This is a genomic window from Roseateles sp. P5_E1 (assembly GCF_054049335.1).
Map to the genome: position 1 here is coordinate 27,939 of NZ_JBFUMN010000016.1, position 15,694 is coordinate 43,632.

The 15,694-nt window shown below is 68.0% G+C and carries 13 protein-coding genes; 5 read left to right on the forward strand and 8 right to left on the reverse strand.

What is annotated here, in order from left to right; translation table 11 throughout:
- The first annotated feature begins 42 nt into the window (after nucleotides 1-42).
- Together ACXJKJ_RS14890 and ACXJKJ_RS14895 are read left to right on the forward strand one after the other, a co-directional pair.
- Nucleotides 43-510 (forward strand): VOC family protein, encoded by a 468-nt coding sequence (locus ACXJKJ_RS14890; RefSeq protein WP_056203956.1) that lies wholly within the window; start codon nucleotides 43-45, stop codon nucleotides 508-510.
- On the forward strand, nucleotides 507-896 hold the full coding sequence (locus tag ACXJKJ_RS14895; protein WP_457322576.1) for a nuclear transport factor 2 family protein: 390 nt from the start codon (nucleotides 507-509) through the stop codon (nucleotides 894-896). Before ACXJKJ_RS14890 ends, ACXJKJ_RS14895 begins: the two co-directional genes overlap by 4 nt.
- A gap of 82 nt (nucleotides 897-978) precedes the next feature.
- Here the strand turns inward: ACXJKJ_RS14895 and ACXJKJ_RS14900 are convergent, their stop codons facing one another.
- Together ACXJKJ_RS14900 and ACXJKJ_RS14905 are read right to left on the reverse strand one after the other, a co-directional pair.
- Nucleotides 979-2,415: a S41 family peptidase gene (locus ACXJKJ_RS14900; RefSeq protein ID WP_056203945.1), complete on the reverse strand. Its 1,437-nt coding sequence runs from the start codon at nucleotides 2,413-2,415 to the stop codon at nucleotides 979-981.
- A 194-nt stretch (nucleotides 2,416-2,609) separates the two neighbouring features.
- Nucleotides 2,610-3,989 carry a metallophosphoesterase family protein gene (locus tag ACXJKJ_RS14905; protein ID WP_056203944.1) on the reverse strand — a complete coding sequence of 460 codons (1,380 nt, stop codon included), beginning with the start codon at nucleotides 3,987-3,989 and terminating at the stop codon, nucleotides 2,610-2,612.
- Nucleotides 3,990-4,084: 95 nt separating this feature from the next.
- Between ACXJKJ_RS14905 and pelA the strand changes: the two genes are divergently transcribed.
- Nucleotides 4,085-5,383: a pectate lyase gene (pelA, locus tag ACXJKJ_RS14910; RefSeq protein ID WP_457390695.1), complete on the forward strand. Its 1,299-nt coding sequence runs from the start codon at nucleotides 4,085-4,087 to the stop codon at nucleotides 5,381-5,383.
- Here pelA and ACXJKJ_RS14915 read toward each other — a convergent pair.
- The 6 genes from ACXJKJ_RS14915 to ACXJKJ_RS14940 all read right to left on the reverse strand — a co-directional run bounded on the left by ACXJKJ_RS14915 (nucleotide 5,367) and on the right by ACXJKJ_RS14940 (nucleotide 12,507).
- Nucleotides 5,367-6,731: an MFS transporter gene (locus ACXJKJ_RS14915; protein WP_457390697.1), complete on the reverse strand. Its 1,365-nt coding sequence runs from the start codon at nucleotides 6,729-6,731 to the stop codon at nucleotides 5,367-5,369. The genes pelA and ACXJKJ_RS14915 overlap by 17 nt on opposite strands.
- 64 nt (nucleotides 6,732-6,795) lie before the next feature.
- Complete coding sequence (locus ACXJKJ_RS14920) at nucleotides 6,796-8,235, reverse strand: aldehyde dehydrogenase family protein (protein ID WP_457390699.1); 1,440 nt, start codon at nucleotides 8,233-8,235, stop codon at nucleotides 6,796-6,798.
- A gap of 21 nt (nucleotides 8,236-8,256) precedes the next feature.
- A complete protein-coding gene (gene gudD, locus ACXJKJ_RS14925) occupies nucleotides 8,257-9,585 on the reverse strand; it encodes a glucarate dehydratase (protein ID WP_457390701.1) in 1,329 nt (442 codons plus the stop codon).
- A 183-nt stretch (nucleotides 9,586-9,768) separates the two neighbouring features.
- The gene (locus ACXJKJ_RS14930; protein ID WP_056203927.1) at nucleotides 9,769-10,731 is read right to left on the reverse strand and encodes a Bug family tripartite tricarboxylate transporter substrate binding protein; all 963 of its coding nucleotides are present in this window, start codon (nucleotides 10,729-10,731) and stop codon (nucleotides 9,769-9,771) included.
- A gap of 31 nt (nucleotides 10,732-10,762) precedes the next feature.
- Complete coding sequence (gene kdgD, locus ACXJKJ_RS14935; protein ID WP_056204504.1) at nucleotides 10,763-11,674, reverse strand: 5-dehydro-4-deoxyglucarate dehydratase; 912 nt, start codon at nucleotides 11,672-11,674, stop codon at nucleotides 10,763-10,765.
- A gap of 107 nt (nucleotides 11,675-11,781) precedes the next feature.
- A complete protein-coding gene (locus ACXJKJ_RS14940) occupies nucleotides 11,782-12,507 on the reverse strand; it encodes a FadR/GntR family transcriptional regulator (protein ID WP_457390703.1) in 726 nt (241 codons plus the stop codon).
- Between the two features lie 111 nt (nucleotides 12,508-12,618).
- Here ACXJKJ_RS14940 and garD point away from each other — a divergent pair, with 111 nt between their 5' ends.
- Both garD and ACXJKJ_RS14950 read left to right on the forward strand, forming a co-directional pair.
- Nucleotides 12,619-14,208 carry a galactarate dehydratase gene (gene garD, locus ACXJKJ_RS14945; protein WP_457390705.1) on the forward strand — a complete coding sequence of 530 codons (1,590 nt, stop codon included), beginning with the start codon at nucleotides 12,619-12,621 and terminating at the stop codon, nucleotides 14,206-14,208.
- Between the two features lie 276 nt (nucleotides 14,209-14,484).
- Complete coding sequence (locus tag ACXJKJ_RS14950; RefSeq protein ID WP_457390707.1) at nucleotides 14,485-15,648, forward strand: tellurite resistance TerB family protein; 1,164 nt, start codon at nucleotides 14,485-14,487, stop codon at nucleotides 15,646-15,648.
- The last annotated feature ends 46 nt before the right edge of the window (nucleotides 15,649-15,694 follow it).

Here is a 15,694-nt window from a genome sequence, read left to right on the forward strand (position 1 = left end):
GTGACGTATCGTAATCTAATTCGACACCACCGGAGATTCATCATGCCCGCAGTCGGCACTTCACCCGACAACCTGTCGCCCTACCTTGTGGTTCGGGGTGCTCAGGCCGCCATCGACTTCTACGTCCAGGCCCTGGGCGCCAGCCTGGACTTCAAGCTGATCGATCCGTCCGATGGACGCATCGGCCATGCCGAGCTGCTGTTCGGCGCCACACGGGTCTTCATTGCCGACGAGTATCCTGACTTCGGGGCCGTCGGGCCCGAGACGATCGGCGGCTCCCCGGTCAAGTTCCACCTCGACGTGGCCGATGCCGACTCATTCGTTGCGAACGCCGTGCGGCACGGCGCCACCGTCCTGCGTGCCGTCAAGCTCGAGTTCCATGGCCACCGCAGCGGTCTGATCGCCGATCCCTTCGGCTACAGCTGGTTCGTTGCGAGCAAGGCGGAGGAGGTCAGCGTCGACGAAATGCAACGCCGCTGGGACGCGATGGTCGCGGGGAGCCCGTCATGACAACCGCGCCCGCCGATGGCGAGGTGCTGCGGGCATTCCAGGCGCTCGAAGACCGCTTCAACGATGCCATGGTCAGCAACGACGTCCAGCGCATCGCCCAATGCATCTCCGAGGACTGGACCCTCGTGACGCCGGAGAAGGGGCCGATCTCGCGCGAGGCCATCCTCCATGCCATAGCCAGCGGCATGCTGACGCACGATTCGATGACCAAGCAGGTGGTGCGGGCCAGCGTGTACGGCGACATGGCGGTCGTCACCGGGCGGGGCAGCAACACCGGCACTTTCAGGGGCGAGCCCATCAGCGCCGATGAATGGATCACCGATGTCTACCGCCAGGTGCAGGGACAGTGGCGCTGCGTGCTGACCCATCTCGCCCCTGCCGGCTGAGGAGGGGCGTGGCACCGGTTGGGCAAAAAAAGAGGGCCTCGCGAGAGGCCCCTGTGCTTTTTGAAGTCAGGACTCTTTGTAGTTATTCCGTCGTCTTGGCTTCGGCCTTGCGCTCGACAGCCGACTTGGACGCAATGACCGGTTGACCCTTGAGCTTGTTCAGCGCCTGCATCAGCGGGAAGTCTTCCGTCGAGCCGAACTCGGGCAGGGGCTTGGGCGGCTCGGCGCGCTTGGCGTACTCGGCTTCCAGCTTCTGGCGCGCTTCCTCGCGGGCCTTCTGGCGGGCTTCGTTTTCGTCCTCGGGGCCGTTGTTCAGATGCTTTTCGAGGTCGGCCTCACGCATGCGCAGCGCGGCGAAGACATTGCCCTCGGCGGTTTCGTCCAGCAGCACGTCGGGCACGATGCCCTTGGCCTGGATGGAGCGGCCGCTCGGCGTGTAGTAGCGCGCCGTCGTGATCTTCAATGCCGTTTCCGGGCCCAGCTGGCGCACGGTCTGCACCGAGCCCTTGCCGAAGGTCTGGGCGCCCATGACGGTGGCGCGGTGGTGATCCTGCAGGGCGCCGGCGACGATCTCGCTGGCGCTGGCCGAGCCTTCGTTGACGAGCACCACCAGCGGCACGTTCTTCAACGCGGCGGGCAGGCGCTTGATCGGGTCGTCGCTGCTGCGGCGGCGGTAGTCGTCGGGGCTGGCCTTGTAGCTGGCCTTGGATTCGGCGATCTGGCCGTTGGTCGACACGACCTCGACGTCCTTGGGCAGGAACGCCGCCGAGATGGCGATGGAGGCATCCAGCAGACCGCCCGGGTCGTTGCGCAGGTCAAGCACCAGGCCCTTGAGATGGGGCTCCTGCTTGTAGATCTCTTCGAGCTTCTTGGCGAAGTCGTCGACGGTGCGATCCTGGAACTGGCTGACGCGGATCCAGGCATAGCCCGGCTCGATGACCTTGGCACGCACGCTCTGGACCTTGATCTCCTCGCGCACGATGGTCACGGGGAAGGTGCGGTTCTCGGCCTTGCGGTAGATGGTGAGGCTGACCTTGGTCGACGGGTCGCCGCGCATCTTCTTGACGGCCTGGTCGATGGTGAGGCCGCGCACGGCGGTGTCATCGATGCGGCTGATCAGGTCGCCGCTCTTGAGGCCGGCGCGGAAGGCGGGCGAGCCTTCGATGGGGGAGACGATCTTGACCAGGCCGTCTTCCATGCCGATCTCGATGCCGACACCGACGAACTTGCCGGTCGTGCCTTCACGGAATTCCTTGAAGGTCTTCTTGTCAAAAAACTGGGAGTGGGGGTCCAGGCCAGACACCATGCCGGCGATGGCGTCGTTGATCAGTTTCTTTTCGTCGACGGATTCGACGTAGTCGCTCTTGACGAGGCCGAAGACGGCCGCGAGCTGCTGCATTTCGTCCAGCGGCAGGGGGGACAGGGTACTGCGCGCATTGGCCTGCAGCTGCATGGTGGTGAGTGCACCTGCGACGGCACCGAGGGCAACCCAACCGGCGACTTTCAATCTGGAGCTCATGTAGCCGAGTCCTCTATCAACGTGGTTCCCGCCAAAAACAGCTTGACAGGTGCGGCCAGTTTAGCCGGGGGGGCTTTCGATGCTGTATCGATTTACCTGCTGGAAACCCTTCAAATCGGGTGCGCAGTGATGGAATGCGCGGGCGTTACTTCTCGTGCGCCCTGACGAAAGGCACTCGTTACGAGGCGTGCCCATCAGCAACTCAGCTTCTGGCCGGCCAGGCGGCAGGTCGACAGCGGCTGGCCCAGGGCGTCCAGCGCCTGCAGCTGCCAGCCCTCGGGCGTGGCCGTCAGCAGAGACAGGCCGAAGTCCGTGTGGATGCGTACCGTCTCCAGTCGGGCGCCGGGCAGCAGTTCGTGCTTCAGGGCCGCGGCGTCGTTGACGTGGCCTGATGCGGCCGAACCGCCGTTGCCGACGACGAGGGTGACCGGATGATTGCTCGCGAAGCCCAGGGCCTGGTGCATGTGGATGTGACCATGAAGTGTGGCCTGCACGCCTGGCGGGAAGAGGCGGCCGGGTGCCGCGTCCTGCAGCAGCGGCGTCAGGCCCGATCGGGCGGCGCGGGGCGCGCCGATCGGGCTGGGGCTGAAGGCCAGGCTGGGATGGTGGCTGGCAAAAAGGCTCTGGGCGCTGCCCTGGGCCAGCTCTGCGACGCGGTCGAGCTGCTGGCGCCAGCGGGCCCAGGCGGGGGAATCCCGGGGCGGCGTGCGGCTGCCGATCTCCGAGGAGTCAAAGACGATGAGCTGGCTGCGCGGCGACAGCGGCACGGGGAAGGGCGCGGTGAAGTCGCCCTCGTTGACGCCTGGGCCGGCGGGCTGGCAGGCACGCGCCGGACCGGTTTCGGCGTCCAGATAGCGCAGCCAGCCCTGGCCGGCACGGGCGCAGGCCTCGTGGTTGCCGCGCACGAAGACCCAGGGCGCGGCGGCCAGAAGGGCCTTGGCGGGCTGGAAGAAATCGGCCTGCCAGGTGTCGTCGCCATAGCCCCAGGGGCTGCCGGCGCAGACGGCCATGCCGGGCGGGCAGGGGCTTTCGCGGTAGTGGTAGTCGCCGACGTGGATGACGAGGTCGGGCTTGAGCCTCAGCGCCAGGGCCAGCACGCGTGGGAAGGGCCAGTCCGAGGCGTCGTTGCAGCCCTGGAAGTCGCGGTCCGAGGCCTTGAGGCGGCAGCCGGTGTCGCCGATGACGACGATGCGGCGGGCTTCGGCAGTGGGGGCATGCAGCATGATGTCGTCCACCTGCACGCTGGCCGCATCGGCGGGCCAGGGCGCCTCGCAGGCACGCAGCGTGAAGTGCGTCGGCTTGCGCTCGGGCTCCTTGTTGCCCGCGGGCGGCGGCTCGTCGCCGGGGGCGCTGCGTTCCTGCATGGCGGTGACGCTGCTGCCCCAGCGCAGCGTGGGGCAGCTGGCTTCGCCCGTCAGCGCACGTACAGCCCAGGCCGGCCCGGCGACGGCCTGCACCCAGGCTTGCTGCAGGCCAACCGGCGGCGCCGCAGCGGGCAGCGGTGGAGGAGGGCTGGCACAACCGGCCAGCACGAGCAGGGCGGCCAGCCACGGGAAACGCGCGCGATGAATCATGTCTCGATCAACTGTGTGAGCGGCGCGAGATTAGCGCCCTCGCGGCCCGCGCGAGCCGGTAGATTGCCGGCCACCCCCAAACTTCGGCGCCCGTCATGCCCCTTGCCTGCCGTTTCACCCTGCTTGCCTTGGCCCTCTGCTCGTCGRCCTGGTCAGCGCAGATCGGCGTCATCCCGCCGGCCCAGCCATTGACGGCCGAACGGGTCGCGGCGCTGCCGGCGACTGAACGCGGGCCCTGGGTGGCCTATCTGGCCCGCTCCGACGCCCAGCGCGCCGCCGACCGCGCCGCGCTGGCGGCCGAGCGCAAGGGGCTGACGGCCTGGCCCGCGCCGCCCGAGGGCGGTCATGCCGAGGCCAGCATGCCGCTGGACAAGCCCGCCGCCTGGTATGCCGGCGACGCGGCCCTGGCCGTGGCCCGCAACGTCCTGAGCTTCCAGACACCCGCCGGCGGCTGGGGCAAGAACCAGCCGCGCGACCGCGCGCCGCGCCTGCCCGGCCAGGCGTTTGTGGCCGACAACAACTCCAAGCGGGCAACGCCGGGCGACTTCGACCTGGCCCAGGACGCGCAGTGGAGCTATGTGGGCACCATCGACAACGACGCCACCATCACCGAGATCCGCTTCCTCGCCCGCGTGGCGGCCCAGCAGCCCGGCGCGCCCGGTGCCGTTTACCGCCAGGCGGCCGAGCGCGGCCTGCGCTACCTGCTGGCGGCGCAGTTTCCCAACGGCGGCTGGCCCCAGGTGTGGCCGCTGCAGGGCGGCTACCACGACGCCATCACGCTGAATGACGACGCCGTCGTCGAAGTGGCCGAGCTGATGGGGGCTGCCGCGCACGGTGAGCTCGACTTGGGTTTCCTGCCAGCCGCGTTGAAGGCCGACGCCGCGGCGGCACAGGCGCGCGCCGTGCAGCTGCTGCTGGCCACGCAGATCCGCATCGACGGCAAGCCGACGCTGTGGGCCCAGCAGCACGACGCGCTGACGCTGGCGCCGGCCTCGGCGCGCAACTACGAGCCGCCGGCACTGAGCAGCGGCGAGAGCGCGCGGGCGCTGGGCTATCTGATGAGCCTGCCCGACCCGTCGCCGGCGGTCGTCGCCGCGGTGAAGGGCGGCATCGTCATGCTGCGTGCCCTGGCCGTGCGCGACCGCGCCTTCGTCAAGGTGGACGACGCGCGCCGGCTGGTGGTGCAGCCGGGCGCCGGCCCGCTGTGGTCGCGCTTTTACGACCCGGCCACGCTCAAGCCGGTGTTCGGCGACCGCGACAAGAGCCTGCACGACGACGTCAACGACCTCAGCCTGGAGCGGCGCAACGGCTATACCTGGTGGGGGACCTGGCCGGTGAAGACGCTCGCGGCCTACGAAGCCTGGGCCGCCAGGTGGGTCAGGAGTCCTTCCTGAGCTCGAAGCGCTTGATGTCGCCGACGACGAACAGGTAGCAGCACACGGCCACCAGCGCGTTCGCGGCGACGAACACCAGGGCCGCGTTGAACGAGCCCGTGCCCTTGATCAGGTAGCCGATGACGATGGGCGTCGTGATGCCGGCGGTGTTGCCGAAGGTGTTGAACAGCGCGCCGGACAGCCCCGATATTTCCTTGGGCGAGGTGTCCGAAACGACGGCCCAGCCCAGCGCGCCGAGGCCCTTGCCGAAGAAGGCCAACGACATGATGGCGACGACGACCACGGCGCTGTCGACGTAGTTGCACAGGATCATGCTGGTGCTCAGCAGCATGCCGATGACGATGGGCGTCTTGCGGGCCACGGTCAGTGTCTTGCCGCGGCGCAGCAGCCCGTCAGAGATCAGCCCGCCGAGCACGCCGCCGGCGAAGCCGCAGATGGCCGGCAGCGCCGCGACGAAGCCTGCGTTGAGGATGGACATGCCGCGTTCCTTGACCAGGTAGACGGGGAACCAGGTCAGGAAGAAATAGGTCAGCGTCGTGATGCAGTACTGGCCCACGTAGACGCCCATCAGCATGCGGTTGGAGAGCAACTGCTTGATGTAGCCGAGCTTGGGGGACTCCGGCGCGAAGCTGCGGCTCTGCGTGCCGGGCTGGTCCATGTTGACCAGGGCGCCGCCGGCGGCGATGTGGTCCAGCTCGGCCTGGTTGACGCCGGGGTGGGTCTTGGGCGTATAGACGGTCTTGAGCCAGACGGCGCTGACCACGATGCCCAGCAGGCCCATGACGACGAAGACGGCCGGCCAGCCGTAGCTGTGCGTGATCCAGCCCATCAGCGGCGCGAACAGCACGGTGGCGAAGTACTGGGCCGAATTGAAGATGGCCGAGGCCGTGCCTCGCTCGGCGGCCGGGAACCAGGACGCGACGATGCGGCCATTGGCGGGGAAGGACGGCGCCTCGGCCGCGCCGACCAGGAAGCGCAACGCGAACAGCACGACGACGGCGGTCGTCGCCGTCGCGGTCAGGAAGCTGATGCCGCCCTGCAGCAGCGTGAACACCGACCAGACGAAGATGCTGGCGGCGTAAACCTTCTTGGAGCCGTACCGGTCCAGCAGCCAGCCGCCCGGCAGCTGCGCGATGACATAGGACCAACCGAAGGCCGAGAAGATGAAGCCCATCGTCACCGAGTCGATGCCCAGGTCCTTGGACAACGCCGGGCCGGCGATGGACAGCGTCGCGCGGTCGGCGTAGTTGATCGTCGTGACGATGAAGAGCATCGCCAGGATGGCGAAGCGCTTCTTCGTTCGCGTGACGCTGGCGGCGTGGGCCAGGGTGGCGGTGGCGGTATTCATCGGTTGTCTCCGGGCAATGCAGCGGCTCCGCCTCTTGCCGGGCGGTGGTGCCAAAGGGGTGGGATCAGGCTTGGGTGTAAGCCGTCTTCACGGTTGTGTAGAACTCAGCCGCGTGGCGGCCCTGCTCGCGCGGGCCATAGCTGGAGCCCTTGCGGCCGCCGAAGGGCACGTGGTAGTCCACGCCTGCGGTGGGCAGGTTGACCATCACCATGCCGGCCTGCGAATGGCGCTTGAAGTGGGTGGCGTATTTCAGCGAGGTCGTCGCGATGCCGGCGGCCAGGCCGAACGGCGTGTCGTTGGACAGGGCCAGTGCGTGCTCGTAGTCGCGGGCCCGCAGCACGCTCACGACCGGGCCGAACACCTCTTCGCGGTTGATGCGCATGGAGGGCGTCGTGTCGGTGATGAGGGCCGGCGTCAGGTAGAAGCCCGGTGCGCCGTCGGCATTGGTCTCGATGCGCTCGCCGCCGTGGGCCAGCTTGCCGCCCTCGGTCTTGGCGATGCCGATGTAGTCGGTGTCCTGGCCGAGCTGGCTGGCGTCGACGACCGGGCCGATGTCGGTGCCGGCCTTGCGGGCGTCGTCCACCTTCAGCGTCTTCATCTTGTCGACCATGGCCGCAACGAAGCGGTCGTGGATGCCCTCGGTGACGATGAGGCGGCTCGACGCCGTGCAGCGCTGGCCGGTGGAGAAGAAGCCGCTGTTGACGGCGGCGTTGACGGCCACGCCCAGGTCGGCGTCGTCGAGCACGATCATCGGGTTCTTGCCACCCATCTCGAGCTGGAACTTGGCCATGCGCGCCACACAGGCGGCCGCGACCTTCTGACCTGTGGCGACCGAGCCGGTGAAGCTGATGGCCGCCACGCGCGGGTCGTTCAGCAGCTTCTCGCCGACGACCGAGCCGCGGCCCATGACGAGGTTGAACACGCCCGCTGGCAGGCCCGAGCGCGACAGGATTTCGGCCAACGCCCAGGCCGATCCCGGCACGAGGTCGGCAGGCTTGAAGACGACGCAGTTGCCCCAGGCCAGGGCCGGTGCGATCTTCCAGGCGGGAATCGCGATGGGGAAGTTCCACGGCGTGATGAGGCCGACGACACCGACGGCTTCGCGCGTCACTTCCACGCCGACGCCGGGGCGCACGGAGGGCAGGCTCTCGCCGCCCGGGCGCAATGCCTCGCCGGCGAAGAACTTGAAGATATAGCCGGCGCGGCCTACTTCGCCGATGGCCTCGGGCAGGGTCTTGCCCTCCTCGCGGGCCAGCAGGTCGCCGAGCTCGGCACGGCGGGCCAGGATCTCGGTGCCGACGGCGTCGAGGATGTCGAAGCGCTGCTGCGGTGTCGACAGGCTCCAGGCCGGGAAGGCCGCTGTGGCGGCCGTGATGGCCAGTTCGGCTTGCGCCGCGTCGGCTTGGGCGTATTCGCCGACCAGGTCGCGCGTGTCGGAGGGGTTGATGTTGCGCGAGACGGCGTGGCCGTCCAGCCATTCACCGGCGATGAGGTTCTTGTGCATGTCTACTGCCTTGTCGGTTGTTCAACGGTCCAGGGCCGGGCGCTTCGGGTTGAAGGTCCAGCCAGGGATCAGGTATTGCATGGCGATCGCGTCGTCGCGCGCGCCAAGCCCATGCTGCTTGTATAGCGCATGGGCCTTTTCGACCTCGACCATGTCCAGCTCGACGCCCAGGCCCGGCTTGGCTGGCACCTTGACATGGCCGCCGACTATCTGCAGCGGCTCCTGGGTCAGGCGCTGCCCATCCTGCCAGATCCAGTGCGTGTCGATGGCCGTGACCTTGCCTGGCGCGGCGGCGCCCACGTGGGTGAACATGGCCAGCGAGATGTCGAAGTGGTTGTTGGAGTGCGAGCCCCAGGTCAGGCCCCAGTCGCGGCAGGTCTGCGCCACGCGCACGCTGCCGGCCATGGTCCAGAAGTGCGGGTCGGCCAGCGGGATGTCCACGCTCTGCAGCGACAGCGCGTGCGAGAGTTGGCGCCAGTCGGTGGCGACCATGTTGGTGGCCGTGGGCAGGCCGGTAGCGCGGCGGAATTCGGCCATCACCTCTCGGCCCGAGAAGCCATCCTCGGCACCACAGGGATCTTCCGCATACGCGAGAACGCCCTTCATGTCGCGCATCAGGCGGATCGCGTCCTTCAGCAGCCAGCCGCCGTTGGGGTCCAGCGTCACACGCGCGTCGGGGAAGCGCTCGTGCAGCGCGCGGATGGCCTCGACCTCCTCGTCGCCGCGCAGCACGCCGCCCTTGAGCTTGAAGTCGTTGAAGCCGTAGCGCTCGCGCGCTGCCTCGGCCAGCTTGACAACGGCTTCGGGAGTCAGCGCCACTTCATGGCGCAGGCGGCTCCAGGCGTCGTCGGCGCCGGGCTCGCTGTTGTACGACAGGTCGGTTTTCGTGCGGTCACCGACGTAGAAGAGATAGCCCAGCATCTCGACCGCATCGCGCTGCTGGCCTTCGCCCAGCAGGGCCGCGACCGGCACGCCCAGGTGCTGGCCGAGCAGGTCCAGGAAGGCCGACTCGATCGCGGTGGCCGCATGGATGGTGGTGCGCAGGTCGAAGGTCTGCAGGCCACGGCCGCCGGCGTCGCGGTCGGCAAAGGACTGGCTGACCTTCTGCAGCACGCCCTGGTGGCCACCGATGGGCTGGCCCACCACCAGCTGGCGCGCGTCCTCCAGCGTCTGGCGGATCTTCTCGCCACCGGGCACCTCGCCGACGCCGGTGTTCCCGGCGCTGTCGGTCAGGATCAACAGGTTGCGGGTGAAGAAGGGCGCATGCGCGCCGCTGAGGTTGAGCAGCATGCCGTCGCGCCCGGCGACGGGCACAACGCGCAGCTCTTTGATGACGGGGGTCGAGGTCATGTCAGTACTTCAAAGATGTAGTGCCCCACCAAGTGGCACCCATGGAACTGGCTCTGCCAGGTTATCGGGTGCTGCCAAGGCCAGAGGCCTTGTCCTTCGCTAGGCACAAACAGTCCTCAGGACTGTTTGTGTCCGAGCTCAGCCCCCTTGAGGGGGAGGCGCGTCAGCGCCTCGGGGGTGGGCTCAATCTGCGGTGATCTTGCGTTCTTCGATCACTTTTTTCCAGCGTGCGAACTCGCTCGCCTGGAAGGCGGTGAACTGCTCGGGCGTGTTGGCGACGACCTCGAAACCCTGCTCCAGCAACTTCGGTTTGATGTCCGGCGAGTTCAAGGTCTTGACGATGCCGGCATGCAGCTTGGCCTTGATGTCGGCGGGCAGGCCCTTGGGCGCGGCCACGCCTTGCCAGGAGTAGACCTGCAGCCCCTTGATGCCCAGCTCGTCCATGGTGGGCACGTCGGGCTGCACCGGCGAGCGCTGGGCGCTCGTGATGCTCAGCGCGCGCAGCTTGCCGGCCTTGATCTGCGGCAGCGCGGTGTTGATGTTCATGAAGCTGGCATCCACCTGGTTGCCGAGCAGGTCGGTCATGACCGGGCCGCCGCCCTTGTAGGGGATGTGCAGGCCCGACGTGCCAGTCTGCAGCCAGAACAGCTCGGCGGTGATGTGGTCGCTGCTGCCGTTGCCGCTGGAGCCGAAGCTCATCTTGCCGGGGTTGGCTTTCTCATAGGCCAGCACGTCGGCCATGCTCTTGTGCGGCGACGCGGCGGGCACCACCAGCACGTTGGGCGCCTGCACGGCGACGGTGATGTAGTCCAGGTCCTTGGTTGGGTCGTACTGCAGGTTCTTCAGCAGGTGCGGGCCGATGACCAGCGGGCCCAGCGACGAGACGAGGACGGTGTAGCCGTCCGGCGCCGCGCGCTTGACCATGCCGGTGCCGATGGTGCCGCCCGCACCGCCGCGGTTGTCGATGACGAAGCTGCCGCCGAGGGTTTCCTGCAGCTTGTTGCCCAGCAGACGGGCGATGGCGTCGGTGGAGCCGCCGGGCGGGAAGGGCACCAGCAGCGTCACCGGCTTGGCGGGCCAGGCCTGAGCCAGCGCTGCGGTGGTGGCAGCGGCGCCGAGCAGCAAGGCGGTCAGCAGTTTCTTCATGGCTTGTCTCCAGTGGGTCTTGTGGAATGGCTTATTGCGGGCCGAGCTTGGAGATCAGCGCGCCGAGTGCGTCGACCTCGGCTGCAGCCAGGTCCGACAGTGGCGGCCGCACCGGCCCGGCCGTGTGGCCCACCAGCGTCGCGCCGGCCTTCACGATGGACACGGCATAGCCCTCGCCCTTGTTGCGCAGCGCGACGTAGGGGATGAAGAAGTCGCGCACGAGGCGGTTGCAGGTCTCGGTGTCGCCCGCGGCGTGGGCGTTGTAGAACTCCATCGCCGTCTTGGGGATGAAGTTGAAGACGGCGGACGAGTAGACCGGGCAGCCCATGGCCTTGTATGCGCCGGCAAACAGCTCGGCGGTGGGCAGGCCACCCAGATAGGCGAAGCGATCGCCCAGCGTCTGGCGGATGGAGACGAACTTCTCGATGTCGCCGAGACCGTCTTTGAAGCCGATCAGATTGGGGCAGCGGTCGGCCAGCACCAGCAGGCTTTGCGGCGTCAGCTTGCAGGCGCCACGGTTGTAGACGACGACGCCGAACTTGACGCTCTTGCAGACGGCCTCGACGTGATTGATGAGGCCTTCCTGGCTGGCTTCGGTCAGGTAGTGCGGCAGCAGCAGCACGCCCTGGGCGCCAAGGCGCTCAGCTTCCTGCGCGTACTGGACGGCCACTCGCGTGCCGCCACCGGCGCCGGCCAGGATGGGCGTGCGGCCGCGGCAGGTGTCCAGGGCCACCTTGATGATGTCGCTGTACTCGCCCGGCTCTAGCGAGAAGAACTCACCCGTGCCGCCCGCCGCGAACAGCGCCGACGCGCCATACGGCTGCAGCCACTCCAGACGCTCGGCGTAGGGCTTAGGCGCGAAGTTCAGCTGCGCGTCGAAGTCGGTCAGCGGGAAGGACAGCAGGCCGGCTTCGAGGACGGCTTTGAGTTCTTGGGGCGACATGGGAGGGTCTCCGTTCGGTGTTGGGATGACTGAAGTTGTAGGTCATCGTACAACTTGGATCAAATCCACAATCACTAGGGATAACCCTTGGAAACCATTTTTAATGGTCAGCCGGTTTCGGCCTGGGCCCTGCGGCGGCGTTCGCGGCTGTTGGAGAGGTGGGTGCGCATGGCCGCACGAGCCGATTCGGCATCCTGGCTGGTGATGGCGTCGAGGATGCTTTCGTGCTCCGCGTTGACGCGCCGCATATAGGCCAGCCGCTCCGCACTCATGTCCGCCACCGGCTCCAGCCGGGCACGCGGAATGATCTGGGCCCCCAGCGTTGCCATCAGGTCGGCGAAGTGGCTGTTCTGCGTCGCGCGGGCAATCTCCAAGTGGAACTGGAAGTCGGCGGCCACCGAGTCCTGGCCGGCTTCGACGGCGGCAATAACTGCGTCCAGCGCCTTGCGCAGGGCAATGAGGTTGTCGGCCGTGCGCCGCTGCGCTGCCAGGCCGGCCGCCTCCGTCTCGAGGCCGATGCGCAGTTCCAGCACGGCGATGACGTCCTGCAGCGTGCTGAACTGTTCCGGCGTGATCTTGAATGACGGCCCGTCGCCAGGCCCGAGCACAAACGTACCGATGCCGTGCCGCGTCTCGACCAGGCCAGCCGCCTGCAATTTGGAGATGGCCTCGCGCACGACGGTGCGGCTGACCTCGAACTCGCCCATGATGGCCGCCTCGGTCGGCAGCTTGTCGCCGGCCTGCAACTGGCCGGCCCGGATGCGGTCTCCGAGCGAGTCAACCAGTTCGAGGGCCAGCGTGCGCGGCCGGCGGCGGGCGAGGGGGGCGTGCATTCGCGGGTTTTCCCGGAGTTTTGAAATGATTGCGCCGTCTAAAGTGACGGAAGTTGTACGACAACTAGACGACGTACAACAACTTCAACTGTAGCAACGCCTCGGCAACCCATGACTGCTGTTTCCCCCCGTCCGCCCCTGACGCTGCGCATGCGCATTGAGGACAACGTCGCCATCGTTGCCAACGACGGCGGCCTGGCCGAAGGCACCGTGCTGCCGGACGGCATCCCAGGCGCGGGGCTGGCGCTGCGCGACAAGGTGCCGCAGGGCCACAAGGTCGCGCTGCGCGACATCGCCGAGGGCGAAGTGGTGCTGCGCTATGCCGTGCCCATCGGCTATGCGTTGAAGGCCATTCCCGCCGGCAGCTGGGTGCACGAGCGCCTGCTGCAGATGCCCGCCGCACGTGCGCTGGAAGGCCTGCCCATCGCCACCGTGAAGCCTGCTGTCGTTGAACCACTGGACGGCTACACCTTCGAGGGCTACCGCAACAAGGATGGCTCGGTCGGCACGCGCAACATCCTCGCCATCACGACGACGGTGCAGTGCGTGGCCGGCGTCGTTGCCCAGGCGGTCGCGCGTATCAAGGCCGAGCTGCTGCCGCGGTATCCCAACGTGGACGACGTCATCGGCTTGGAGCACAGCTATGGCTGTGGTGTGGCCATCGACGCGCCGGATGCCGTCATCCCCATCCGCACGCTGAAGAACATCTCGCTGAACCCCAACTTCGGTGGCGAGGTCATGGTCGTCAGCCTGGGCTGCGAGAAGCTGCAGCCCGCGCGCCTGCTGCCGCCAGGCTCATTCCCGATCACCGACGAACGCGACCCGGCCAGCGGCCCCGAAACCATTTGCCTTCAAGACGACGTGCACGTGGGCTTCATGTCCATGCTCGAAGACATCCTGCAAAGTGCCAAGCCTCACCTGGAGCGCCTGAACGCCCGCAAGCGCGAGACCGTACCGGCCAGCGAACTGGTCGTCGGCGTGCAATGCGGCGGCAGCGACGCCTTCTCCGGTGTGACGGCCAACCCGGCGGTGGGCTTCTGCGCCGACCTGCTAGTGCGCGCTGGCGCCACCATCATGTTCAGCGAGAACACCGAGGTGCGCGACGCGGTGGAGCAGCTCACCAGCCGCGCCGCCACGCCCGAGGTGGCGGACGCCATCATTCGCGAGCTGGGCTGGTACGACCGCTACCTCGACCGCGGCCGCGTCGACCGCTCGGCCAACACGACGCCCGGCAACAAGGCCGGCGGCCTGTCCAACATCGCCGAGAAGGCGATGGGCTCCATCATCAAGAGCGGCAGCTCGGCCATCTCGCATGTGCTCGCTCCCGGCGACAAGCTCAAGCGCGACCAGCGCGGCCTCGTCTACGCCGCCACGCCTGCCAGCGACTTCATCTGCGGCACGCTGCAGCTGGCCGCCGGCATGAATCTGCACATCTTCACCACCGGCCGCGGCACACCCTATGGCCTGGCCGAGTGCCCGGTCGTCAAGGTCGCCACGCGCACCGACCTGGCCCGCCGCTGGCACGACCTGATGGACGTCAACGCCGGCCGCATCGCCGATGGCGAGGCGACGATTGAAGAGACCGGCTGGGAGATGTTCCGCCTGCTGCTCGACGTCGCCAGCGGTCGCAAGAAGACCTGGGCCGAGCACTGGAAGCTACACAACAGCCTGGTGCTGTTCAACCCCGCGCCTGTCACCTGAAATAACGCTGCCCCTCGCCCAGTCTTGCCCTGCTAAACGCGGGCAAGCCCAGTCGGTCTTGCAGACCGCGCTGCGGCTCGCGCCGCAGCTCTTCGGCAGGCACATGCCGCCCACTGGGCGCCATGTGTCCGGCCTCAGCCCCCGAGGGGACGGCGATGCTCGCGGCATCGAGCCGCGAGCACATCGCCAACCGGGCCGGCTAGGGAGCGGCCCGGCGCTCGGCCCGAAGACCGCGCCGTCCACGATGTGCACCCTCTCGTTCTATGCTTGGTCGCCATGACGACCCAGCAGCAACCGACAGTGGACCCAGCCGAACCCGGAACCGCGCTTGAAGGCGTGACGCAGGTAGTCGCCGAGCCCTTGCGCTTCAAGGCCAGGCTCGCCATCGGCGAGAACGCCTACAAGTCCCTGCGCATGATCAACCGCACCCGCGAGGTCTGGGACGTGCTGGGTGCCGCGGGCGCGGGCGCGGCCGTCGTGAAGTCGGGTGTGCTGGGCATCGGTGCCGCCACCACGCCCATTGGCTGGGTGGCGCTGGCTGCGCTGGCCTCGGGTGGCGCCTGCTACGGCCTTTACCGATGGCTGGGCGATACCAAGGGCTCGCGCGTCATCGAGATCCCCAAGTTCCTGAACACGCCGCTGGACACGCTGGGCCTGGCCCTCTTCGACCTCATCGCGCCGCTGGCGCTGCGGCTGGCCGCGGTGGATGGCGGCATCGAGCCCGCCGAGCGGGAGGCGCTGGTGCAGCACCTGGTGGACGACTGGGGCCTGGACGCCAGCTTCGTCACGCGGGCCATCGCACAGATCGAGCCAGGCGTGATGCAAGGCTCGGTCGAGGAGATGGCCGCTGAGCTGTCGGCCTTCCTGCATGCCAACCCCGACTGCAACCACAAGGCCATCGCCACCGATCTCGGCCAGTTCCTGCGCCGATTGCTGGAGGCTGGCGGGCCGCTGTCCGAGGCCGAGGAGGCGGCATTGGCAGCCAGCCTGACGCTGTTGCTGCAAGAGCCTGACGGCCCGCTCACCAAGGCCTGGGTCACCGCCAGGTCGGGCGCGGGCAAGGCGGCCGAACAGCTGGGCGCTTCGGCCAAGGAGGCGGCCGGCTGGACGCGCGAGCGCCTGCCTTCGCCCGAGGAGCTGCAGGCCGCGGCCGGCACCGCAGCGACCAAGGCGTGGCATGGCGCCAGGTCGGGGGCTGAGCAATTGGGCACGTCGGCCAAGGAAGCCGCTGACTGGACACGTGAGCGCTTGCCATCGCCCGAGCAGTTGCAGGCCGCGGCCGGCACAGCCGCGACGCAGGTCCAGCAGTCCGTGCAAAAGGCCGCCTCATGGGCTCAAGACAAGCTGCCCGCCGCAGCCCAAGTCCAGGAAGCGGCCAAGCGCTCGGTGAGTTTTGCCAAGACCGGCATTGAGCGAATCAGGAAGCGGTCTGGCCGCTGAGACGCCGCGCGGCAATTGAGTTCCTGTAGGTCGGGGCCTGCAAGCC